This is a genomic window from Serratia sp. CY33802 (genome assembly GCF_052169095.1).
Classification (GTDB): Bacteria; Pseudomonadota; Gammaproteobacteria; order Enterobacterales; family Enterobacteriaceae; genus Serratia; species Serratia bockelmannii.
Genome location: NZ_JBJNLL010000005.1, coordinates 54,516 through 76,076, shown reverse-complemented (window position 1 = coordinate 76,076; position 21,561 = coordinate 54,516). Strand labels below are relative to the sequence as shown.

The 21,561-nt window shown below is 59.5% G+C and carries 23 protein-coding genes; 8 read left to right on the top strand and 15 right to left on the bottom strand.

What is annotated here, in order from left to right:
- Window positions 1–6 precede the first annotated feature (6 nt).
- The 4 genes from era to lepA form a co-directional block, all read right to left on the bottom strand.
- Entirely contained in the window at window positions 7–915 is a 909-nt protein-coding gene (gene era / locus ACJ8HA_RS16680) for a GTPase Era (protein WP_025303944.1), read from the bottom strand.
- Window positions 912–1,592 (bottom strand): ribonuclease III, encoded by a 681-nt coding sequence (rnc, locus tag ACJ8HA_RS16675; protein ID WP_004929158.1) that lies wholly within the window; start codon window positions 1,590–1,592, stop codon window positions 912–914. Before rnc ends, era begins: the two co-directional genes overlap by 4 nt.
- 235 nt (window positions 1,593–1,827) lie before the next feature.
- Window positions 1,828–2,805, bottom strand: coding sequence for a signal peptidase I (gene lepB / locus ACJ8HA_RS16670; RefSeq protein WP_015378805.1), 978 nt, complete (start codon window positions 2,803–2,805; stop codon window positions 1,828–1,830).
- Between the two features lie 32 nt (window positions 2,806–2,837).
- Window positions 2,838–4,637 carry a translation elongation factor 4 gene (lepA, locus tag ACJ8HA_RS16665; protein WP_173888356.1) on the bottom strand — a complete coding sequence of 600 codons (1,800 nt, stop codon included), beginning with the start codon at window positions 4,635–4,637 and terminating at the stop codon, window positions 2,838–2,840.
- 519 nt (window positions 4,638–5,156) lie between these two features.
- Here lepA and ACJ8HA_RS16660 point away from each other — a divergent pair.
- On the top strand, window positions 5,157–5,993 hold the full coding sequence (locus ACJ8HA_RS16660; RefSeq protein ID WP_164067825.1) for a hypothetical protein: 837 nt from the start codon (window positions 5,157–5,159) through the stop codon (window positions 5,991–5,993).
- Here ACJ8HA_RS16660 and rseC read toward each other — a convergent pair.
- The 4 genes from rseC to rpoE are packed head-to-tail and all read right to left on the bottom strand — an operon-like array spanning window position 5,990 to window position 8,681.
- The gene (gene rseC, locus ACJ8HA_RS16655) at window positions 5,990–6,466 is read right to left on the bottom strand and encodes a SoxR-reducing system protein RseC (protein ID WP_004929144.1); all 477 of its coding nucleotides are present in this window, start codon (window positions 6,464–6,466) and stop codon (window positions 5,990–5,992) included. The two genes, ACJ8HA_RS16660 and rseC, sit on opposite strands and share 4 nt — an antisense overlap.
- Window positions 6,466–7,422: a sigma-E factor regulatory protein RseB gene (gene rseB / locus ACJ8HA_RS16650; RefSeq protein WP_025303948.1), complete on the bottom strand. Its 957-nt coding sequence runs from the start codon at window positions 7,420–7,422 to the stop codon at window positions 6,466–6,468. Before rseB ends, rseC begins: the two co-directional genes overlap by 1 nt.
- Window positions 7,422–8,075, bottom strand: a complete 654-nt coding sequence (rseA, locus tag ACJ8HA_RS16645; RefSeq protein WP_016929795.1) for an anti-sigma-E factor RseA — start codon at window positions 8,073–8,075, stop codon at window positions 7,422–7,424. Before rseA ends, rseB begins: the two co-directional genes overlap by 1 nt.
- Window positions 8,076–8,105: 30 nt before the next feature.
- Window positions 8,106–8,681, bottom strand: a complete 576-nt coding sequence (gene rpoE / locus ACJ8HA_RS16640; RefSeq protein ID WP_004929136.1) for an RNA polymerase sigma factor RpoE — start codon at window positions 8,679–8,681, stop codon at window positions 8,106–8,108.
- A 214-nt stretch (window positions 8,682–8,895) separates the two neighbouring features.
- Between rpoE and nadB the strand changes: the two genes are divergently transcribed.
- On the top strand, window positions 8,896–10,497 hold the full coding sequence (gene nadB, locus ACJ8HA_RS16635) for an L-aspartate oxidase (protein ID WP_197813319.1): 1,602 nt from the start codon (window positions 8,896–8,898) through the stop codon (window positions 10,495–10,497).
- A 38-nt stretch (window positions 10,498–10,535) separates the two neighbouring features.
- On the opposite strand, the gene trmN is transcribed toward nadB, so the two are convergent.
- Window positions 10,536–11,315: a tRNA(1)(Val) (adenine(37)-N(6))-methyltransferase TrmN gene (gene trmN / locus ACJ8HA_RS16630; RefSeq protein WP_025303950.1), complete on the bottom strand. Its 780-nt coding sequence runs from the start codon at window positions 11,313–11,315 to the stop codon at window positions 10,536–10,538.
- A gap of 99 nt (window positions 11,316–11,414) precedes the next feature.
- On the opposite strand from trmN, the gene srmB reads away from it, so the two are divergent.
- The gene (gene srmB, locus ACJ8HA_RS16625; RefSeq protein WP_025303951.1) at window positions 11,415–12,737 is read left to right on the top strand and encodes an ATP-dependent RNA helicase SrmB; all 1,323 of its coding nucleotides are present in this window, start codon (window positions 11,415–11,417) and stop codon (window positions 12,735–12,737) included.
- Between the two features lie 52 nt (window positions 12,738–12,789).
- On the opposite strand, the gene ACJ8HA_RS16620 is transcribed toward srmB, so the two are convergent.
- The 3 genes from ACJ8HA_RS16620 to grcA form a co-directional block, all read right to left on the bottom strand.
- Window positions 12,790–13,545, bottom strand: a complete 756-nt coding sequence (locus ACJ8HA_RS16620; RefSeq protein ID WP_442515403.1) for an ankyrin repeat domain-containing protein — start codon at window positions 13,543–13,545, stop codon at window positions 12,790–12,792.
- Complete coding sequence (locus tag ACJ8HA_RS16615; RefSeq protein ID WP_025303953.1) at window positions 13,538–14,500, bottom strand: DUF2974 domain-containing protein; 963 nt, start codon at window positions 14,498–14,500, stop codon at window positions 13,538–13,540. Before ACJ8HA_RS16615 ends, ACJ8HA_RS16620 begins: the two co-directional genes overlap by 8 nt.
- A 183-nt stretch (window positions 14,501–14,683) precedes the next feature.
- The gene (gene grcA, locus ACJ8HA_RS16610; RefSeq protein WP_004929114.1) at window positions 14,684–15,067 is read right to left on the bottom strand and encodes an autonomous glycyl radical cofactor GrcA; all 384 of its coding nucleotides are present in this window, start codon (window positions 15,065–15,067) and stop codon (window positions 14,684–14,686) included.
- A 346-nt stretch (window positions 15,068–15,413) separates the two neighbouring features.
- Between grcA and ung the strand changes: the two genes are divergently transcribed.
- On the top strand, window positions 15,414–16,097 hold the full coding sequence (gene ung, locus ACJ8HA_RS16605; protein ID WP_033635636.1) for a uracil-DNA glycosylase: 684 nt from the start codon (window positions 15,414–15,416) through the stop codon (window positions 16,095–16,097).
- Window positions 16,098–16,153: 56 nt separating this feature from the next.
- On the opposite strand, the gene grpE is transcribed toward ung, so the two are convergent.
- The gene (grpE, locus tag ACJ8HA_RS16600; RefSeq protein WP_025303955.1) at window positions 16,154–16,738 is read right to left on the bottom strand and encodes a nucleotide exchange factor GrpE; all 585 of its coding nucleotides are present in this window, start codon (window positions 16,736–16,738) and stop codon (window positions 16,154–16,156) included.
- 125 nt (window positions 16,739–16,863) lie between these two features.
- Here grpE and nadK point away from each other — a divergent pair, with 125 nt between their 5' ends.
- The 3 genes from nadK to bamE all read left to right on the top strand — a co-directional run bounded on the left by nadK (window position 16,864) and on the right by bamE (window position 20,069).
- A complete protein-coding gene (gene nadK, locus ACJ8HA_RS16595; protein WP_019452304.1) occupies window positions 16,864–17,742 on the top strand; it encodes an NAD(+) kinase in 879 nt (292 codons plus the stop codon).
- A gap of 86 nt (window positions 17,743–17,828) precedes the next feature.
- Complete coding sequence (gene recN, locus ACJ8HA_RS16590) at window positions 17,829–19,490, top strand: DNA repair protein RecN (RefSeq protein WP_049204928.1); 1,662 nt, start codon at window positions 17,829–17,831, stop codon at window positions 19,488–19,490.
- A gap of 240 nt (window positions 19,491–19,730) precedes the next feature.
- A complete protein-coding gene (gene bamE, locus ACJ8HA_RS16585) occupies window positions 19,731–20,069 on the top strand; it encodes an outer membrane protein assembly factor BamE (protein WP_004929101.1) in 339 nt (112 codons plus the stop codon).
- Window positions 20,070–20,187: 118 nt separating this feature from the next.
- On the opposite strand, the gene ACJ8HA_RS16580 is transcribed toward bamE, so the two are convergent.
- Complete coding sequence (locus tag ACJ8HA_RS16580) at window positions 20,188–20,472, bottom strand: RnfH family protein (RefSeq protein ID WP_039568596.1); 285 nt, start codon at window positions 20,470–20,472, stop codon at window positions 20,188–20,190.
- Window positions 20,465–20,899, bottom strand: a complete 435-nt coding sequence (locus ACJ8HA_RS16575; RefSeq protein WP_197811334.1) for a type II toxin-antitoxin system RatA family toxin — start codon at window positions 20,897–20,899, stop codon at window positions 20,465–20,467. The genes ACJ8HA_RS16580 and ACJ8HA_RS16575 overlap by 8 nt, the downstream gene beginning before the upstream one ends.
- A 161-nt stretch (window positions 20,900–21,060) precedes the next feature.
- Here ACJ8HA_RS16575 and smpB point away from each other — a divergent pair, with 161 nt between their 5' ends.
- Window positions 21,061–21,543 (top strand): SsrA-binding protein SmpB, encoded by a 483-nt coding sequence (gene smpB / locus ACJ8HA_RS16570; protein WP_016929804.1) that lies wholly within the window; start codon window positions 21,061–21,063, stop codon window positions 21,541–21,543.
- Window positions 21,544–21,561: the final 18 nt, after the last annotated feature.

The window sequence follows — 21,561 nt, the reverse complement described above, 5'->3', positions numbered from 1 at the left end:
GGGTCGTTACTTCAGATCGTCAACATAGCCCAGGCTGCGCAGCGCACGTTCGTCGTCCGCCCAACCGGATTTCACTTTCACCCACAGCTCCAGATGCACTTTGGCGTCGAACATCTTTTCCATGTCCTGGCGCGCTTCGATGCCGATGGTTTTGATCTTGGCGCCTTTATTGCCGATGACCATTTTCTTCTGGCCTTCGCGCTCGACCAGGATCAGGCCATGCACATCGTAACCGCCGCGATCGTTGGCCACGAACTGTTCGATTTCTACCGTCACCGAATAGGGCAGCTCTTCGCCCAGGAAACGCATCAGCTTCTCACGGATGATCTCGGACGCCATAAAGCGCTGGGAGCGATCGGTGATGTAGTCTTCCGGGAAGTGGTGTTCCGCTTCCGGCAGCAGCTTGCGCACGATGCCGGCGATGGTGTCGACGTTCATCCCCTTCTCGGCGGAGATAGGCACCACGTCGAGGAAATTCATCTGCTGGCTGAGGAACGCGATGTGCGGCAACAGCTTGGATTTGTCAGTGACGTTATCGACCTTATTGATCGCCAGCAATACCGGGCAGCGCAGGCTGCGCAGCTTGTTGACCACCATTTCGTCGTCGGCGGTCCAGTTGGTGCCTTCGACCACGAAAATCACCAGTTCGACGTCGCCGATCGAGCTGCTGGCCGCGCGGTTCATCAAACGGTTGATGGCGCGTTTTTCTTCGATGTGCAGCCCAGGGGTATCGACGTAGATCGCCTGATAGGCGCCATCGGTGTCGATGCCCATGATGCGGTGACGGGTCGTCTGCGGCTTACGCGACGTAATGGAAACCTTCTGCCCCAGCAGTTGGTTCAGCAACGTCGATTTGCCCACGTTCGGGCGGCCGACGATGGCGATAAAACCGCAGTGTTGTTTTACTTCACTCATTCAAGCTCCAGCTTTTTCAGCGCTTGTTCCGCTGCCGCCTGCTCGGCTTTACGGCGGCTTGAGCCGGTGCCCACCACGGGCTCGCTCAAACCACTCACCTGGCAGTGGATGGTAAACTCTTGGTCGTGCGCTTCACCGCGAACCTGCACCACCAAATAAGAAGGCAACGGCAGATGACGCCCCTGCAAAAATTCCTGCAAACGGGTTTTCGGGTCTTTCTGCTTATCACCGGGGCTGATTTCGTCCAACCGGCTGCGATACCAGTCCAAAATCAGGCGCTCGACGGTCTGGATGTCGCTGTCCAGGAACACGCCGCCGATCAATGCCTCCACCGTATCCGCCAGGATTGACTCGCGGCGGAACCCACCACTTTTCAATTCGCCCGGCCCAAGCCGCAGACATTCGCCCAGGTCAAACTCGCGTGCCATCTCCGCCAGCGTATTGCCGCGCACCAGCGTGGCGCGCATGCGGCTCATGTCGCCCTCGTCTACGCGAGGAAAGCGATGATAGAGCGCATTGGCGATGACAAAGCTCAGAATCGAGTCACCCAGAAACTCAAGACGTTCATTGTGTTTACTGCTGGCGCTGCGGTGAGTCAAAGCCTGCAGTAAAAGCTCCTGCTGTTGAAAAGTGTAGCCCAGCTTCCGCTGCAGCCTGTTTATTACGATGGGGTTCATGAGTTACCAATAGATCAAGAATGCGTCAAAAACTTGCAGCATACGGAACAGGCCTGCTTCGCCGAAAGCCGATCCAAAGCTGTTTCGTTTGCAGTGGCTCCCAGCAGGGGCCAACTTTTTATCGCTCGAGAAAGTATTCTACAACGAGTGGAAACATAATGCTGTGTTTATATCCCCTTAATCTTTCACGCCGCAGTAGGCTGCGGCGTGAAATTAACAGGGAATCAGTCAGCGATTAATGAATACCGCCGATCCGGCTGAAACGCACGCCGGTAGGCCACTCACCTTCCTGTTTTTCAAAGCTCATCCAGATGGCCGTGGCTTTACCCACCAGATTCTTCTCCGGCACAAAGCCCCAGTAGCGGCTGTCCGCGCTGTTATCGCGGTTGTCGCCCATCATGAAGTAATGCCCGGCCGGCACCACCCACTCCGCCAGCGGTTTACCCGGCTGTTGGTAGTAAGCGCCCACCCGATCCTGCGCGTCCGGCACGGTCAGGATGCGATGCGTGACGTTGCCGAGGCTTTCCTGGCGCTCACGCATGCGAATACCGCCCGACGGCACGTTATCGTTCAGCGGGATCTGATAGAAGCCGTTGCTGGCCTCGCCCATGCCGCTGCGGCTGAACAGCTGTACGAAGTCGCTCGGCTGCGCGTCGGCGTAGGTGACCGCCAGCGCGGTATCGCAGGACTGCCCGCTGTTGCAGGACGGCTGCACCGTGACGCGCTTATTCACCGGATCGTAAGTAATACGGTCGCCCGGCAGGCCAATCACGCGCTTGATATAATCCAGCTTCGGATCCAGCGGATATTTAAATACCGCAATATCGCCGCGCTTCGGATGACCGGTTTCAATTAGCGTGGTCTGGGTTATCGGATCTTTAATGCCGTAAGCATATTTCTCCACCAGAATGAAATCGCCAATCAACAGCGTCGGCATCATTGAGCCGGACGGGATTTGGAACGGTTCGTAAATAAACGAGCGCACCACAAAGACCAGCAGCAACACCGGGAAGACCGATGCCCCGGTCTCTACCCAGCCTGGCTGCTTAGCCACTTTCGCCAGCGTTTTATCGTCTACTGCGCCCGCGGTCTGCTCGTTGACCGCCGCAATCTTCGCGCGGCGGGCCGGCGCCCATTTAAAGCGCTCGAAGCACCAGATGATCCCGGTGACCAGGGTGGCCAACGCCAGGATCAGGGCAAACATATTCGCCATGCAAACTCCCTCGTTTCGCGAACTCGTCGCGGTTACTTGCCGTCTTTACCGACGTGCAGAATGGCCAGGAACGCTTCCTGCGGCAGCTCGACGTTGCCGACCTGCTTCATGCGCTTCTTACCGTCTTTCTGTTTCTGCAGCAGCTTTTTCTTACGGCTGACGTCACCGCCGTAGCATTTCGCCAGCACGTTTTTACGCAGCTGCTTCACGGTGGAGCGCGCGATGATGTGCGTGCCGATCGCCGCCTGAATCGCGATGTCGAACTGCTGACGCGGGATCAGATCTTTCATCTTTTCCACCAATTCACGGCCGCGATACTGCGAGTTGTCGCGGTGGGTGATCAGCGCCAGCGCATCCACGCGCTCGTTGTTGATCAGCACGTCCACGCGCACCATGTCGGAGGCCTGGAAACGCTTGAAGTTGTAATCCAGCGACGCATAACCGCGCGACGTGGACTTCAGGCGGTCGAAGAAGTCGAGCACCACTTCCGCCATCGGGATTTCATAGGTCAACGCCACCTGGTTGCCGTGGTAAACCATGTTGGTCTGCACACCGCGTTTCTCAACGCACAGGGTGATGACGTTGCCCAGGTATTCCTGCGGCATCAGCATGTGACATTCGGCGATCGGCTCGCGCAGTTCCTGGATGTTGTTCAGCGGCGGCAGCTTGGACGGGCTGTCGACGTAGATCACTTCTTTGCCGGTGGTTTCCACTTCGTAGACTACCGTCGGCGCGGTGGTGATCAGATCCAGATCGTATTCACGCTCCAGACGTTCCTGAATGATCTCCATGTGCAGCAGACCGAGGAAGCCGCAGCGGAAGCCGAAGCCCAACGCGGTGGAGCTTTCCGGCTCGTAGAACAGGGACGCGTCGTTAAGGCTCAGCTTGCCCAGCGCATCACGGAAAGATTCATAGTCGTCGGAGCTGATTGGGAACAGACCGGCGTACACCTGCGGCTTCACTTTCTTGAAGCCCGGCAGCGCTTTATCCGCCGGCTGACGCGCCTGCGTCAGGGTATCGCCCACCGGCGCGCCGAGGATGTCTTTGATCGCACAGACCAGCCAGCCCACTTCGCCGCAGTTCAGCACGTCGCGATCGACCTGCTTCGGCGTGAAGATGCCCAAACGATCGGCGTTATACACCTGGCCGGTGCTCATGACCTTGATCTTGTCGCCCTTGCGCAGCGTGCCGTTCTTGACGCGCACCAGAGACACGACGCCCAGGTAGTTATCGAACCAGGAGTCGATGATCAACGCCTGCAGCGGCGCATCCGGATCGCCCTGCGGCGCAGGAATGTCGCGCACCAGACGCTCCAGTACCTCAGGCACACCGACGCCGGTTTTGGCCGAGCAGCGCACCGCATCGGTAGCGTCGATGCCGACGATGTCTTCAATTTCCTGCGCGGCGCGATCCGGATCGGCGGCCGGCAGGTCGATTTTGTTCAACACCGGCACCACTTCCAGATCCATTTCGATCGCGGTGTAGCAGTTGGCCAGCGTCTGGGCTTCTACGCCCTGACCGGCGTCCACCACCAGCAGCGCGCCTTCGCAGGCCGCCAGCGAGCGGGAGACTTCATAGGAGAAGTCAACGTGGCCAGGGGTGTCGATAAAGTTAAGCTGATAGGTCTGCCCATCCAGCGCTTTATAATCCAGCGTTACGCTCTGCGCCTTGATGGTGATGCCGCGCTCGCGCTCCAGATCCATGGAATCGAGCACCTGCGCAGCCATTTCACGGTCGGACAAGCCACCGCAGATTTGGATAATGCGGTCAGACAGCGTCGACTTACCGTGGTCAATATGGGCAATAATGGAGAAATTTCGTATATGCTTCATTATAAAAGTTTTTCTGCCTTGGTATTTCTGAATTACTCGCCTATAGAAACCCGCATGGACCTAAAGCGACAGTGAATGGGTGAGGCCGTCTTGCACCTGAATCGCTGCATTCTACATGCCACACCACTGAAAACCTAGCGATCGGTGCAGTGAAGGCATTCTATTATGCGCCGCTAAATGTTACAGGTCGCCCCGGCGGGTGAAAACAGATGTTAACGCGGACGATACAGCCTGAACCCGAGGTTTGCCGGTGCTCCGTGGCCATCAAACTCCGGCGCTAATACATAACCGGCCGCAGCGCAATAAACCCCTTCTGAAATTATCGAAAAAGAATATTTGGATCAACCTCTTAGAATTCAATTTTGCCTCACTTCCTTTAGGAAAAACCCCATATACGCCACCACCTCGCCTCGGATAGAAAGGACATGAACTCCGCGACAAAACATTATTCAGGGCACAACATCGGCGGCCCACCGGGGTTCACCAGCATATCTGCGTACGTTGATTGGAAGGTGCATTATGATCGATAAAGGGCAAATGCTGAGCCGGCACGATTTTTCGAAGGTCAACTGGGGCATTCTGGCAGCGGCGGCGCTGCTGTTTAGCGTGGGGGCGGCGCTGTTGGTGCTGCCGCTGCTGAGCAGCATTGACGAGAGCGAGGTCATCACGCTGTTGCAGGCCGGCGCGGGCACGATTTTACTCGGCTGTACGCTGCTGGCGCTGCGGCATTATCTGCGCCCAACGCTGACCTATCGCCTGTACGAGCACGGCGTGCGGGTCTTTGACGACCACCATCACAAAGAGCGTTTCATCCCGTTTGAGAAGATCGGTGATATCTATCGCTTTCGCGGCGGCAAGGCTTTTGGCGGGCTGTTTGACGTCACGGCGTTTCGCACCGGCGCAGATCAGCCCTGGTGCACGGTTTTCAGCAATATCGCCCATTCGTGGCGATTGGCGGACGTGATCGTCGACCAACAGCTGCAACAGCGCGGGCCGCTGGCGTTGAATGCGCTCTATCAAGGGGAGACGGTGTCGTTTCACACCGTTGAGGGCGACGCGCGCTGGCTGTGGCAGCTGCTGCTCGGCAAGCGGCAAGGCACGCCGACCGAAACGCTGCAGCTGAGCGCCACCTTGCTGACGACTGAACGGGGAAACGTGCCGATCGAGCAGATCCGCACCTTGGAAAACCATCCGCAGCGCGGCATCCGCTTGCTCGACGGCCAGGGAAATCTGCTGTTCGCGATTAACTACGATTCGCTGCTCAGCGCCGATCTGTTCATCGCGCTGTTGGAGCATATGATCCACAACCGCATCACCGCCTATCACAACCCGGCGATGACGCGGCCATCGGTTTAAATCAGCGGGGAGTTTTCCGCCTGCATGCGCATCGCGGTAGGCGGCAACCCAATCTGCAGCACCACCGGCTGGTAGTCGGCCTGCTCACCCAGACGTCGAGCCAACCGGCGCGCCAGCATAAAGGCCGCCCCGCCGCCCAGTACGGCGCCGACTGCCGCCGAGGCGTCGCTGCCGAAACAATATTGCAACAACGTGCCGCCCAGCATCATGCCCAGCAGCGGCGTCAGGTAAACCAGCATGGCGGAGCGCAGCAGGCTGCCTTCCGCGATGCCGACCTCGACGCGCTGCCCCGGTTCGAGCGGCTGATCGATATGCACCTGCAGCTGATGCTCGGTTTCCGGCACCAGCTCGTTCAGCGCACGCGCGCCACAGCCGGAGCGCGCGGTGCAGCTGCCGCAGCCGGCCTTGGGTTCACAGCGCAGCAGCGCTACGCCCTGTTGCCACGAAACCACCGTGGCCCACTCTTTCATCATTACGGCGATACCTTGAAAGAAATGCTGTCGGCGATGCGCTTGGCCGTCGCCGGCGGCAATTCGCCCACAATCGTGATTTCGTTGCCCGCGCGCACTTCGGTCTGAATGGTGCGGCGCCCCTGACGGTAGTACTGCTGCCCGGCTCCGCTGCCCGCCGGGCTGACGTTGACCGAGAAGCTGAACAGGCCGTCGCTGTAGAGCCGGGATTCAACCGGCACGGCGACATTCGGCAATTTGCGGCGATTGCGCGCCACCTCGTCCACGCCGGCCGGCAACCAGCCGGTGCTCCAGCTCAGCTGGACGTTTTCCACCGCCGGCAGCGACAGCAGCGGCGGCAGGTTGGCTTTGAGCAGCCCCTGCATCGCGCCCTGCACGTCGGCGCCGACCGCGAAGGAGATCACCCGATATTGCTCCAGCGTTTCGCCGTCGCGATCGAGCAAATCCACCCGCAGCGGCAGCTTGGTGTCTTCGTCCATCCAGACGATGTAACTGTAGCGGGAACCGTCGCGCGCCACTACGCGCAGCACTTCACACGGCCGATCGGCGATGCGGGTGCTGCCCACGGAGATGAAGTCGTAATACTTGGCCAGACGAGTGAAATCGGCATAGACGATCGCCGGCAGCGCATCGACGATGTGATCGCCGGTGAGCGTGAACGGTTCCAGACCGGGTTCGAAGTAGCTGATCCCGCCGCCGCGCTGCAACACTTCGCGACGCGGGCCATCCATATGCAGCAGCTGGCCGAGCGGCACATTGCCGATCACCGCATGGCGATAGCGCAACGACTCGATTCCCTGCTTGCTGATGCTGATGTAGGCGAGCTCGTAATTGAGAGAACGGCTGGCGCTGCTCATCTGTTGCAATAACGCCCCGGACGCAGTTGGCTGCGCCGGGGCGATGCTGGAATAGAGCAGGCTGCCCGTCAATAAACAAACGGAGAACCAGATTTGCTTCATTACTGCTGTTGCATTCCTAAAGACTGAGTTCCGGGAACCTGAATGGCAGCCTGTTGTGGGTTGCCTTGCTCAAGCTGCAGCTGATCCGAATGCAGGCGACGTTGCAGCTCATAGTCCTGCAGCATGGCGTTGATACGCTTACGCTGTTCCTGCACCTGCTGCTGTTGACCGCTGCCGGTAGAGAAACTGTCGGCAGGCACGCCCAGGCTGACCGGCGAGGCCTGGCCCATGATCGGCAGCGTAGTGAAGGCCGGCGATTCGGACGCGTTCGATGGCGCAGAAGGCTGGTTGTACTGCTGCACGCCGACGATCACCGCCAGAGACACGCAGGCCGCCATACCGATTTGCGTAATCTGGCTCGCCCAAGGACGCACTTTGTCCCAGAACGGCATTTTCTGCCAGGTGTGAGGCTGCGGCTGAGATTCCTGAACGGCGGAAGGTACCAGCCGGGCGGGTTCTTTCTCAAGTGCAGCGGCTACGCGATCGGCGATGTCGAGATGCATCACTTGTCCGACATCACCTCGCAGTGTGTCACGTATCAGGTGATAGCTCTGCCAGCTTTGTTGAAGCGTTCGATCTTGCGACAGAGAACTCAACAGCTCGCTGTCGAACGATTCACCATCCATCAGAGCGGAAAGCTTTTCTTTCTGCATGCCTAAGTACCCTTCCTGTGCCCGCCATTGCTAACGCTGGATCAGCGGTTGAACTTTATTATCGATAGCTTCCCGGGCGCGGAAAATACGCGAACGTACGGTTCCGACCGGGCAATCCATGATGGCGGCTATCTCTTCGTAGCTTAGACCATCCAACTCCCGCAAGGTAATCGCCATGCGAAGATCCTCAGGGAGAGACTCAATGGTACGGAAAACTATCTGTCTCAGCTCTTCTGACAACATTAAGTTCTCAGGGTTCGAAATTTCTTTCAGTGCGCCCGCACTTTCGTAATTTTCCGCATCGTTGGCGTCCACATCACTGGATGGCGGACGGCGCCCCTGAGCAACCAGATAATTCTTTGCCGTGTTCACGGCGATTCGATACAACCAGGTATAAAAAGCGCTGTCGCCACGGAACGATTCCAGTGCGCGATAGGCCTTGATAAACGACTCCTGCACCACATCGGGCACATCGCCCTGCGGCACATAGCGGGAAACGAGACTCGCCACCTTATGCTGATAGCGCACTACCAGTAGGTTAAACGACTTCTGATCGCCCTTTTGGACCCGCTCGACCAGAACTTGATCCGTTAACTGCTCGCTCATCCGAGGTAAACTCTCCCCAAATCCGTCTCCACGCGTAAAATTGTACTGCCAGCCATACATTATTTTCCTGAGCAAGCACTCGCTTGGAGTTCATATAGAACACGAAGTTCCATATCGCCATTGTTTTTTCTGTTGATGTCACCCTATCCGTGGCTTTTGCCCGGACAGTTAGGCTAACATGAAATTCACTCTTCTTCTGCACACATCATACGTTATGCAACCATCATCTGAACATGTTAGCGATGTCCTGATCGTCGGCAGCGGCGCTGCGGGCCTGTCACTGGCGCTGCGCCTGGCGCAGCATTGTAAGGTTACCGTTCTCAGCAAGGGGCCGCTCAGCGAGGGGGCCACCTTTTACGCCCAGGGCGGGATCGCCGCGGTGTTCGATGAGACGGACAGCATTGCCTCACACGTTGATGACACTTTGATTGCCGGTGCCGGCCTGTGTGACAAAGAGGCCGTCGAATTCATCGCCGGCAACGCGCGCCACTGCGTGCAGTGGCTGATCGATCAGGGCGTGCTGTTCGACACCGAGATCAACGCGCAGGGCGAGGCGCATTATCACCTCACGCGCGAAGGCGGCCACAGCCATCGCCGCATCCTGCACGCCGCGGACGCGACCGGTAAGGAAGTAGAGACCACGCTGGTGGGGAAAGCAAGCGCTCACCCCAATATTTGCGTGATGGAGCGCCGCAACGCGGTTGACCTTATCACCTCGAATAAAATCGGCCTGCCGGGCACCCGCCGAGTCGTGGGCGCTTACGTCTGGAACCGCGAGCTGGAGCAGGTGGAAACCTACCGCGCCAAAACGGTGGTGTTGGCGACAGGCGGCGCGGCCAAGGTGTACCAATACACCACCAACCCCGATATCTCCTCCGGCGACGGCATCGCCATGGCCTGGCGCGCCGGCTGCCGGGTCGCCAACCTGGAGTTCAACCAGTTCCACCCAACCTGCCTGTTCCACCCGCAGGCGCGCAACTTCCTGCTGACCGAAGCGCTGCGCGGCGAAGGGGCTTACCTGAAGCGCCCGGACGGCAGCCGCTTTATGCCGGATGTCGACCCACGCGGCGAACTGGCCCCGCGCGATATCGTCGCCCGCGCCATCGACCATGAAATGAAGCGCCTGGGTACCGACTGCATGTACCTGGACATCAGCCACAAGCCGGCGGAGTTCATCACCCAGCACTTCCCAATGATCCACGAAAAGCTGCTGACGCTGGGCTTCGATCTGACTCGGCAACCGATCCCCATCGTCCCGGCGGCGCACTACACCTGCGGCGGCGTGATGGTCGATCAGCACGGCCGCACCGATCTCGACGGGCTGTACGCCATCGGCGAAGTCAGCTACACCGGCCTGCACGGTGCCAACCGCATGGCGTCGAACTCGCTGTTGGAATGCCTAGTTTACGGTTGGTCGGCGGCGGAAGACATTCTGCAGCGCCTGCCGTTCATCCAGCAGGCCAAACAGGTGCCGCACTGGGATGAAAGCCGGGTGGACGATGCGGACGAACGGGTGGTGATTCAGCACAACTGGCACGAGCTGCGGCTGTTCATGTGGGATTACGTCGGCATCGTGCGCACCACCAAGCGGCTGGAGCGCGCCCTGCGCCGCATCAACACGCTGCAGGCGGAAATCGACGAGTACTACGCGCACTTCCGCATCTCCAACAACCTGCTGGAGCTGCGCAATCTGGTGCAGGTGGCCGAGCTTATCGTGCGCAGCGCCATGGCACGCAAAGAGAGCCGCGGCCTGCACTACACGCTGGACTACCCGGATTTGCTGCCGGAAGCGCTGCCGACCATTTTGCAGCCTTAAACTCTGCGACAGGGCGCCTTATCGGCGCCCTTTTCTTTTCAGTAGAACAGGTAGAAGTCGGTGATCAATCGGCGGAAATCGTCGGTGTAGCTGCCATCGGCCTGTTTGATCGCCAGCGCCTGCGCCTGCAGCGGCGTTTCGCGCCGTGTCAGCGCCAGCAACACCCGGTGCAGCGGCGTATCGGCCCGGTCGCTGACGTTCACTTTCACCGCCGTATGCCAGCCGCTTTGCAGCGCCAGGCGTTCGAATTCGGCGCCAACGTCGTGCGGCAGCACCACGCAGAACGTCCCCTGTTCCGCCAGCAGCTGCGCCGCGCAGGCCAACAGCGCGCCGTGCGTCAGGGTTTCGGTGTAGCGCGCGTTGTGGCGCGCCTGGTCGCGGCAGGCCACCGCCGGCTCGAAATACGGCGGATTACTGACGATCAGATCATACTCAGCGGCATGCCGCTGCGCATAATGATGAATATCCTGCGCATGCACGCGGATGCGCTGTGGCCACGGCGATTCCGCCGCGTTTTCGCGCGCCTGGCCGGCGGCGGCTTCATCCAGTTCCACCGCGTCGATGGTCACTTCGTCGCCGCTGCGCTGCGCCAGCATCAACGCGATCAGCCCGCTGCCGCAGCCGATGTCCAGCACCCGGCGCGCCTGCCCCAGCGGTGCCCAGGCGCCGAGCAGCACCCCGTCGGTGCCCACTTTCATGGCGCAACGATCGTGGGCGACAAAGAATTGTTTAAAGGTAAAACCCCCGCGGCGCGGGGTAAAATCGGCTTTCGATCGCTTGCTCACACTCACCACCTGGCTATAAAACTGGCGTAGCATAAGGCAATCTGATCGGCGGGAAAAGAGCGGCTTTCCGCTTAAATAGGTGAAGATCGCGGCCAACCCGTCTATAATCGGCGCCCCAAGTAGAGGTAGACCATGACAGCAACCACTTTTTCCGAACTCGAACTCGATGACCGCCTGATCGACGCGCTGCGCGACAAAGGCTACGATCGCCCCACCGCCATTCAGGCCGCAGCGATCCCGCCGGCGATGGACGGGCGCGACGTCTTAGGTTCGGCTCCGACCGGCACCGGCAAAACCGCCGCCTTCCTGCTGCCCGTTTTGCAGCACCTGCTGGACTTTCCACGCAAAAAATCCGGCCCGCCGCGCGTGCTGATCCTGACGCCAACGCGTGAACTGGCGATGCAGGTCGCCGACCAGGCGCGTGAATTGGCTGCTCATACCTCGCTGGATATCGCCACCATCACCGGCGGCGTCGCTTACATGAACCACGCGGAAGTGTTCAGCGAAAACCAGGACGTGGTGGTCGCCACCACCGGCCGCTTGCTGCAATACATTAAAGAAGAGAACTTCGACTGCCGCGCGGTGGAAACCCTGATCCTCGACGAAGCCGACCGCATGCTCGACATGGGCTTCGCGCAGGACATCGAAACCATCTCCGCCGAAACCCGCTGGCGCAACCAGACGCTGCTGTTCTCCGCCACGCTGGAAGGCGAAGCGATCCGCGAATTCGCCGAGCGCATCCTGAAAGAGCCGGTGGAAGTGGAGGCCGATCCGTCGCGCCGCGAACGCAAAAAGATCCTGCAGTGGTACTACCGCGCCGATGACGTGCAGCACAAAACCGCGCTGCTAATCCACCTGCTGCAGCAGCCAGACGTGCAGAAATCGGTGATCTTCGTGCGCAAGCGCGAGCGCGTGCATGAGCTGGCCACCTGGCTGCGCGAAGCGGGCATCAACACCTGCTATCTCGAAGGCGAAATGGTGCAGGCCAAACGCAACGAGGCGGTCAAACGCATGATGGATGGCCGGGTTAACGTGCTGGTCGCCACCGACGTTGCCGCACGTGGCCTGGATATCCTCGATATCACCCACGTGTTCAACTTCGACATGCCGCGCACGGCGGATACCTACCTGCACCGCATCGGGCGTACCGGCCGCGCCGGGCGCAAAGGCACCGCCATTTCGCTGGTGGAAGCGCACGACCATCTGCTGCTGGGCAAAGTGGGCCGTTACCTGAACGAGCCGCTGAAAGCGCGCGTGATCGACGAACTGCGGCCGAAAACCAAGGTGCCGAACGAGAAGAGCAACGGTAAACCGTCGAAGAAAGTGCTGGCCAAGCGCGCGGAAGACAAGGCGAAGAACAAAGAAAAGGCCAAGGTGAAAGTGCGCCATCGCGACGCCAAAAACGTCGGCAAACGCCGTCAGGCGAAGGCCAAACCGGCCGGCGACGCGGAATAACCACCGCTGCCTAAGAAAAAACCGCCTGTACAGGCGGTTTTTTTATGGGCGTTTACTGCTGCGCGTAGTGCGTGGCCAGACGGTGCCCCTGCAGCCATTTATCCAGTTCGCGGAACTGCGCCTTCAGCTCGTCATTCTGCAAATGCGCCGGCGTTTGCGAGAAGTAAAACTGGAACACGACGCCCTGCTGGTTGCGTGCCCGGGCATCGGCCCCGGCCTGCAACAGCAGCAGCGCCAGGTGCGGCGCGTTAATCTTCGCCGCCAGATGCAGCGGAGTATCCCCCAGCCGATCGCTCAAGGTGGTGTCCGCTCCGGCCGCCAGCAACAGCCGCAGTTGCTCTTCGCGCCCGGCCAGCACCGCCGCCGCAAGCGGCGTGGCGCCGGTAACGGCATTACGCACGTTCACCTGCGCCCCTTCGGCCAGCAACAGCCGCAGGTACTGCGCGTCTTGCAGCATCGCCGCGGTGTGCAGCGCGCTGTTGCCGTCCAGCCCCGCCGCCGCCGGGTCGGCGCCGAGATCCAGCAACGCCTGCACGCTACCCGGCTGCTGCGAAAGCACCGCCCACTGCAACAGCGTGACCTGCCGATCGCCCCGTTCGCGCAAGCGATCCTGCGTGGCCTGTGCACGGATACCCTGCGTATCGCCACGCGCCACCGCCTGAGCCAGCACCAGATTGCTGCGGCCGTCAAACGGCGAAATCTCCTGCCCCATCTGTTGCTCCTTAGCCATCATCAGTAAACCGGTCACCGCGACCAGCGCCAGTAAGGCTATCGCCAGCGCCCGCCGCAAGCGACGCCCTTCAGGCATTGGCCTTCGCCTCCCACGGCTTTTGTTCCGCCATCGAGCTTATCACCTTGTCGATGCCGTGCGCCGTCAGGCTGCGATCCAGATGCTTGCTCGGCCGCCAGTCATCGATGCCGGTCAGGGTATCGTTGTTGGCCAAGGTGATGTTATGGCCGATGGCGTCCGGGATCAGCGAAGTCGACTCCTGGGTGCTGGTCAGCATGTCATATTGCTCGCTGTAGCGGCGAATGCCGCCGGCTTCGGCATCTTTCTTCGCCGCCGCCGGATCGATACCCAGGCGATTCAGGGTGTAATCCGAAACCCCAGCCGCGTTGAAGGTGACCGCGACGGTACCGGTCGCCAGCGCAGCCGTGGCCGCCAGGCCACCGCCAAGCGAATGACCGGCGATCACCAGCGCATCGCCAAAGGCCGCCTTGGCGCTTTTGGCAGCGGCAACCGCCTGATTGTACTGCACATCGTCATAGCCCGTCGCCTGCCGCACGTTGCTCAGCCAGTCGCGCCAGTCGTTGGTGCCGGCGAACGCCAACACATACTGCTTGTCGTTGCTGTAAACCCCGGCCTGGAAACCGCTGCCCGCGTCGTGCAGGCTGGCGGGATCGATGCCAAAACCGAGCAGCGCGCTGTCGCTCAGGCGGTTGAACCCGGCAGCGCCCTGGCCGTTCAGTGAATAAACGTCCTTGGCCAACAGCGCCAACGCATAATCACCTTCCTGCGATTGTTGCCCCCGTGTCACGCCTGGCGCTGCCGCCGCCGTCGGGGCCGCCGCGGAGATATCGCCGACCAGCGTATTCAACAGGTTCTGCGCATTGAGCGTGTTCTGCGAAGGGGTGGCCACCGGCGCTGGATTTGCCGGCGCTGCCGCAGGCTGCGCCGCCGTCGCCGTCTCGGCAGCGGCGCGAGGTGTAGGGATCGCGGCCACCGGGGATACTGCAGAGGTAAAACTTAAAGGCATACTCATGCCGACTCCTTGTCGATAGACTTTTTATTGAGCACCTGAATAGGTGCTGATTTAGCTATCGGCAGGTCGGATGAGTTCTGTATTAGAAATGCTTATCTTTGTACAGAATGTGATCCGCGTTCGGTTTTCGGCCACCAAACGCAGAAAAGGGAGCCGAAGCTCCCTGATTGACTGCGCCGCAAATTACAGGCTTTCGGTAAAGGTGCGGGCGATAACGTCGCGCTGCTGTTCCGGCGTCAGAGAGTTGAAGCGTACCGCATAACCGGACACGCGGATGGTCAGCTGCGGGTATTTTTCCGGGTGCTTGACCGCGTCTTCCAGGGTTTCGCGACGCAGCACGTTGACGTTCAGGTGCTGACCGCCTTCCACGCGCACGGTCGGCTGCATTTCCAGCGGCACTTCACGGTATTCGATCTGGCCCAGGTCGCTCACTGCGACAACCTGATCTTCCGCGTAGTTGGCCTTGGCGCACACGCAGCGAGCTTCCGCTTTTTCATCATCCAGCAGCCAGAAAGAATTCACCAGCGCCTGGTCGTTCGCTTTGGTAATTTGAATACCGGTAATCATTATGTTGCCTCCGTACAAGGGCGTAAAAATTCACGTCGTGAGAAAACCCAATTCTGGTTTCGGCCATTTGGTAAAACCATTGTTGTCTTGTTGTTCTGTATACCAGCCTGACCGGGCCAGTTCCTTGATTAAAGTCAATTTTTACCGGGTAGGCACAGGGCATGAAGGGGCAAATTTATGTTTTATATCAATTTTCCCACTGCGGCAAAAACCAATTATTTTTGTAAATTTTCAAAAATAATTGCATTACGCGTGACAGTGAGAAATGAAAAGCGGGTTTCGCTGCGCGTGCCGAAACGGTAAGCTATAGCCCATGAATTGCTAAAGAAAACAAAGGAGAGCGTTTATGGCCACCTCCCTCACCTGGCATGACGTGATCGGCAAAGAGAAAGAGCAGCCCTATTTTGTTGAAACGCTCGCCTTTGTTGCCGCTGAGCGCCAGGCCGGTAAGACCATTTATCCACCGCAGAAGGACGTGTTCAACGCTTTCCGCTATACCGAGCTGGCGGACGTCAAGGTCGTCATCCTCGGCCAGGATCCGTATCACGGGCCCAATCAGGCGCACGGCCTCTCTTTCTCGGTGCGCCCCGGCGTGCCGGCGCCGCCGTCGCTGGTGAACATGTATAAAGAGCTGGCGACCGACATTCCCGGCTTCGAACGCCCGGATCACGGCTACCTGCAAAGCTGGGCTGAACAGGGGGTGCTGCTACTCAACACCGTGCTGACAGTGGAAGGCGGCCGCGCGCACTCGCACGCCAACCTGGGCTGGGAAACCTTTACCGATAAGGTGATCGCCGCCCTGAATGAGAACCGCGAAGGCGTGGTGTTCCTGCTGTGGGGCTCGCACGCGCAGAAGAAAGGCAACTTTATCGACCGCAACCGCCACCATGTGCTGAAGGCGCCGCACCCGTCACCGCTCTCCGCGCACCGCGGTTTCCTCGGCTGCCGCCACTTCTCGCAGGCCAATCAGCTGCTGGAGCAGCAAGGGCTCACGCCGATCGACTGGATGCCGCGCCTGCCGCAGGCATAATCCAGAGACAAAAAAGGCACCCTCGGGTGCCTTTCTTTATGCCGTTGCCGGGGCGATTACGCCTTGGCTTTGGAGACCGCAACCATCGCCGGACGCAGCAGGCGACCGTTCAGCGTATAACCTTTCTGCATCACCATCATCACGTGGTTCGGCTGGTGATCGGCGGATTCCATCATGCTCATCGCCTGATGCACTTCCGGGTTGAACGGCACGTTGACGTCGCCGACGATTTCGATGCCATACTTGCGCACCACGTCCAGCAGCGATTTCAGCGTCAGCTCGATGCCTTCGATCATCGCGGCCAGTTCAGGATTGTTTTTATCCGCCAGATCCAGCGCGCGCTCCAGGTTGTCGATCACCGGCAGCAGATCGCCGGAGAATTTCTCCAGGGCGAATTTGTGCGCTTTCTCGACGTCCAGTTCGGCGCGGCGGCGGATGTTTTCCGCTTCCGCTTTGGCGCGCAGCAGGCTGTCGCGCTCGTGCTGCTGCGCTTCCGCCAGTTGGGCTTCCAGTTCGGCGATACGCGCATCGCGCAGATCGACGCCTTCCGCCGCTTCCGGCAGCGTATCATCGTGATGAGCGTGTTGTTCCATTTCTTCCGAGACTTGCTCGTTTGGCGTCTTCTGTTCTTTACTACTCATGAATATCTCCGCGTTTTAGCATTAATCTCGCAACTTGGCTTATTATGGGGATCAAAACCGGGGTTTCAAGTCAACCGGTCACAATGTGGGGCATAAACGGGTCCCGGTGAGGAAAATCACAACAAATGAATAAAAAATTCGCCTGTATTGGCATTGTTGGCCACCCGCGTCACCCTTCAGCGCTGGCAACCCACGAGATGCTGTTCCACTGGCTGGTCGCCCGCGGCTATTCGGTGATGGTCGAACGCCAAATCGCCCATGATTTGGGGCTGAAAGACGCCGTCACCGGCAGCCTGGCGGATATCGGCCAGCGCGCCGATCTGGCGGTGGTGGTTGGCGGCGACGGCAACATGCTCGGCGCCGCGCGCGTGCTGGCGCGCTACGACATCAAGGTAATCGGAGTCAACCGCGGCAACCTCGGTTTCCTCACCGATCTCGATCCCGACAACGCCCTGCAGCAGCTGGCGGACGTGCTGGAAGGCGAGTACATCGACGAACAGCGTTTCCTGCTGGAAACCATCGTGCATAAAGAGCACCAGCAGTGCCGCATCAGCACCGCCATCAACGAAGTGGTGCTGCACCCCGGCAAAGTGGCGCACATGATCGAATTCGAGGTGTACATCGACGATCGCTTCGCCTTCTCGCAGCGCTCCGACGGCCTGATCATCGCCACGCCGACCGGCTCCACCGCCTACTCGCTCTCCGCCGGCGGGCCGATCCTCACCCCATCGCTGGAGGCGATCGCGCTGGTGCCGATGTTCCCGCACACCCTTTCCGCCCGGCCGCTGGTGATCAACGGCGACAGCACCATCCGCCTGAAATTCTCGCAGATCGGCAGCGATCTGGAGATCAGCTGCGACAGCCAGATCGCGCTGCCTATCCAGGAAGGCGAAGAAGTGCTGATCCGCCGCAGCGATTTCCACCTGAATCTGATTCACCCGAAGGACTACAGCTATTTCAACACGTTAAGCACCAAGCTGGGCTGGTCGAAAAAATTGTTCTAAAATCTGTGCCAGCCACTTTACTGTATATAAAACCAGTTTATACTGTATGAAACTACAGTCATGTGTTTATACACAGGAAGGTTCCCATGCTGGCGCAATTAACCATCAGCAACTTTGCTATCGTTCGTGAGTTGGAAATCGATTTTCAACCGGGCATGACGGCGATCACCGGTGAAACCGGCGCCGGCAAATCCATCGCCATCGATGCGCTGGGGCTGTGCCTCGGCAACCGCGCCGACGGCAACGTGGTGCGCCTGGGAGCCGCCCGCGCCGACCTCTGCGCCCGCTTCTCGCTGGCGGACACCCCGTCCGCGCGCGAATGGCTGGAACAGAACCAGCTGGACGACAGCAACGAATGCCTGCTGCGCCGGGTGATCAACGCCGACGGCCGTTCGCGCGGCTTTATCAACGGCACCGCCGTGCCGCTGTCGCAGCTGCGCGAGCTGGGGCAACGCCTGATCCAAATCCACGGTCAACACGCCCATCAGCTGCTGCTCAAGCCGGAGCACCAAAAAGCGCTGCTCGACGCCTACGCCGACGAACCCGCCCTGCTGGCGGCGATGAGCCAGGCCTACCAACGCTGGCACCAGAGCTGCCGCGAGCTGGCGCACCATCAGCAGCAATCCATCGAGCGCGAAGCGCGCAAGCAGCTGCTGCAATACCAATTGAAAGAGCTGAACGAATTCGCGCCGCAGGCCGGCGAGTTCGAACAGACCGACGCCGAGTACAAGCGCCTGGCCAACAGCGGCCAGCTGCTGACCCTCAGCCAGCAGACGCTGCAGCTGCTGGCCGACAGCGACGAGAACAACATGCTCAGCCAGCTCTACAGCGCCAAACACCTGCTGCTTGAACTGGCCGGGCTGGACGACAAGCTCAGCGGCCTGCTGGACATGCTGGAAGAGGCTTCTATCCAGATCAGCGAAGCCAGCGACGAGCTGCGCCACTACGCCGATCGCATGGATCTCGATCCCAACCGCCTGCACGAGCTGGAACAGCGCCTGTCGCGCCAAATCAGCCTGGCGCGCAAACACCAGGTTGCGCCGGAAGAGCTGCCGCAGCTGCATCAGCAGTTGCTGGATGAACAGCAGTTGCTGTCGCAGCAGGAAAGCGATCATGAGCACCTGAACGAGGCGGTCACCCAGCATCATCAGCAGGCGCTGGCGCTGGCGGAAGAGCTGCACCAGAAACGCCTGCACTACGCGGCCGAGCTGACCACGCTCATCACCGACAGCATGCAGGCGCTCTCCATGCCGCACGGCAAATTCAACATCGACGTGCGCTTCGAACCGCAGCATCTGAGCGCCGAAGGGGCCAGCCGCACCGAGTTCTGCGTCTCCACCAACCCGGGGCAGCCGCTGCAACCGCTGGCGAAGGTCGCCTCCGGCGGTGAGCTGTCGCGCATCGCGCTGGCCATTCAGGTGATCACCGCCCGCAAGATGGAAACCCCGGCGCTGATCTTCGATGAGGTGGACGTGGGCATCAGCGGCCCGACTGCCGCCATCGTCGGCCGTCTGCTGCGCCAGCTCGGCGAATCCACCCAGGTGATGTGCGTGACTCACCTGCCGCAGGTGGCCGGATGCGGGCATCAGCACCTGTTCGTCAGCAAGCAGACCGACGGCACGGTCACCGAAACCCAGATGGCGCCGCTGGATAAACGCGCCCGGCTGCAGGAGCTGGCGCGCCTGCTCGGTGGCAGCGAAGTCACCCGCAATACGTTGGCGAACGCCAAAGAACTGCTGGCGGCATAAAAAAGCTCAACTTTTTCACTTTCCTGCGGTCTGACAGTGACGCTGTTGACCCGAAATATATCTAAAGTGCGGCGCGGCGGTGATCTTAAGCCTCCTCAACGGCCCGAAACAGGCCAAGCGCTTGAGGTGCTAAAGGAAAGCCAATGCGTCGCAACGTGAAAGATGAAGGGTATAAAGGTTTCCAACTGCCGCAAGGTCTATTATCATCGGCATCCTATGCCCTAAAGGAATGTGATTACTATGCGCTGTAAAACGCTGACTGCCGCCGCTGTAGTTCTTGTGATGCTGACTGCAGGCTGTTCTACTTTTGAAAAGGTGGTTTATCGTCCTGACATCAACCAGGGGAACTACCTGACGTCGACCGACGTGGCGAAAATTCAGAAAGGGATGACCCAACAACAGGTCGCTTACACATTGGGTACCCCAATGCTGCAAGACCCGTTCGGAACTCAGACGTGGTTCTATGTGTTCCGCCAGCAGCCTGGCCATGAAGATATCACCCAGCAGACGCTGACGCTGACCTTCGACAGCGCAGGCGTGTTGACCGATATCCAGAACAAACCGGCGCTGACCAAGTAATCGGTGCCGCCCGCTCTTCCGGCCCATGAGGGGGCATGGTGTTCCTCATGACAGTCGCAGGCTGCAACGCGGAAGAGAAAATCAGTTTCAGATAAAAAAATAAGGCGCTCATAGCGCCTTATTTTTTTGCCTTTTCTGCCCGTTGCCGGCGCAGCTCTTTCGGATCGGCGAGCAACGGCCGGTAGATCTCCACCCGGTCGCCGTCGTTCAGCGTATCGCCCAGCTTGGCCGGGCGGCTGTAGATGCCGATTTTGTTGCTCTTGAGATCGATATCCTGGCGCAGCTCCAGCAGGCCGGAAGCCTGGATCGCCTGCTCGACGCTGCTGCCCTCGGCCAGCTTCACCTTGCGCAGGTACTGACGCTCCGGCAAGGCGTACACCACCTCGACCTGGATGTCAGACACTGTAGACCTCTTTCGCCCGCTGGGTGAATGCCTGCACCATGTTGCCCGCCAGCTCTTTGAACACCTTGCCGAACGCCAGCTCAATCAGTTTGTTGGTGAACTCGAAGTCCAGGTGCAGCTCCACCTTGCAGGCCTCTTCGCTCAGCGGCGTGAAGTGCCAGCCGCCCATCAGCTTGCGGAACGGGCCATCGACCAGCTGCATATTGATGCTCTGGTTATCCAGCAGCGTATTGCGCGTGGTGAAAGTCTTGCTTATACCGGCCTTGGCGACGTCCACCGCGGCGGTCATTTCGTTGGAGGTAGCGTTAAGCACCCGGCTACCGGTGCAGCCTGGCAGAAAATCGGGGTAAGAATGAACATCGTTAACCAACTGATACATCTGCTCGGCGCTGAACGGCACTAATGCAGACCGACTGATCTGGGGCATATCATTTCCTGTAAGACATAAAACGTACAGATAATACCATTTATCTGGCGGCAAACAAAAAATCTGCTAAGGGATGAGGGCGCCAAAAATGCGAAAAATTGCGCAGGTGCTGAACGGGAAAGGATTTCTTTCGCTGAAGCATCCAGTATAATGAACGCACTATGACAAAGAAAAAAGCACACAAACCCGGTTCCGCCACCATTGCTCAAAACAAGCGCGCGCGTTTCGAATACTTCATTGAAGAAGAGTTCGAGGCGGGCCTGTCGCTGCAAGGGTGGGAAGTTAAATCGCTGCGTGCAGGCAAAGCCAACCTCAGCGACAGCTACGTGACGTTCCGTGACGGTGAAGCCTATCTGTTTGGCGCCACCATCACCCCTCTCAACGTGGCTTCGTCGCATGTGGTGTGCGATCCGACGCGTACCCGTAAACTGCTGCTGAACCGACGCGAGCTGGATACCCTGCTCGGCCGCGTCAACCGCGACGGTTACACCGTGGTGGCCTTGTCCCTGTATTGGAAAAATGCCTGGAGCAAGATCAAGATCGGCGTAGCCAAAGGCAAGAAAGAGCACGACAAACGCGATGACATCAAAGATCGCGAATGGCAGACGGCGAAAGCCCGTATCATGAAGCACGCCAATCGTTAAGCCGCTGGCTTATCGAGG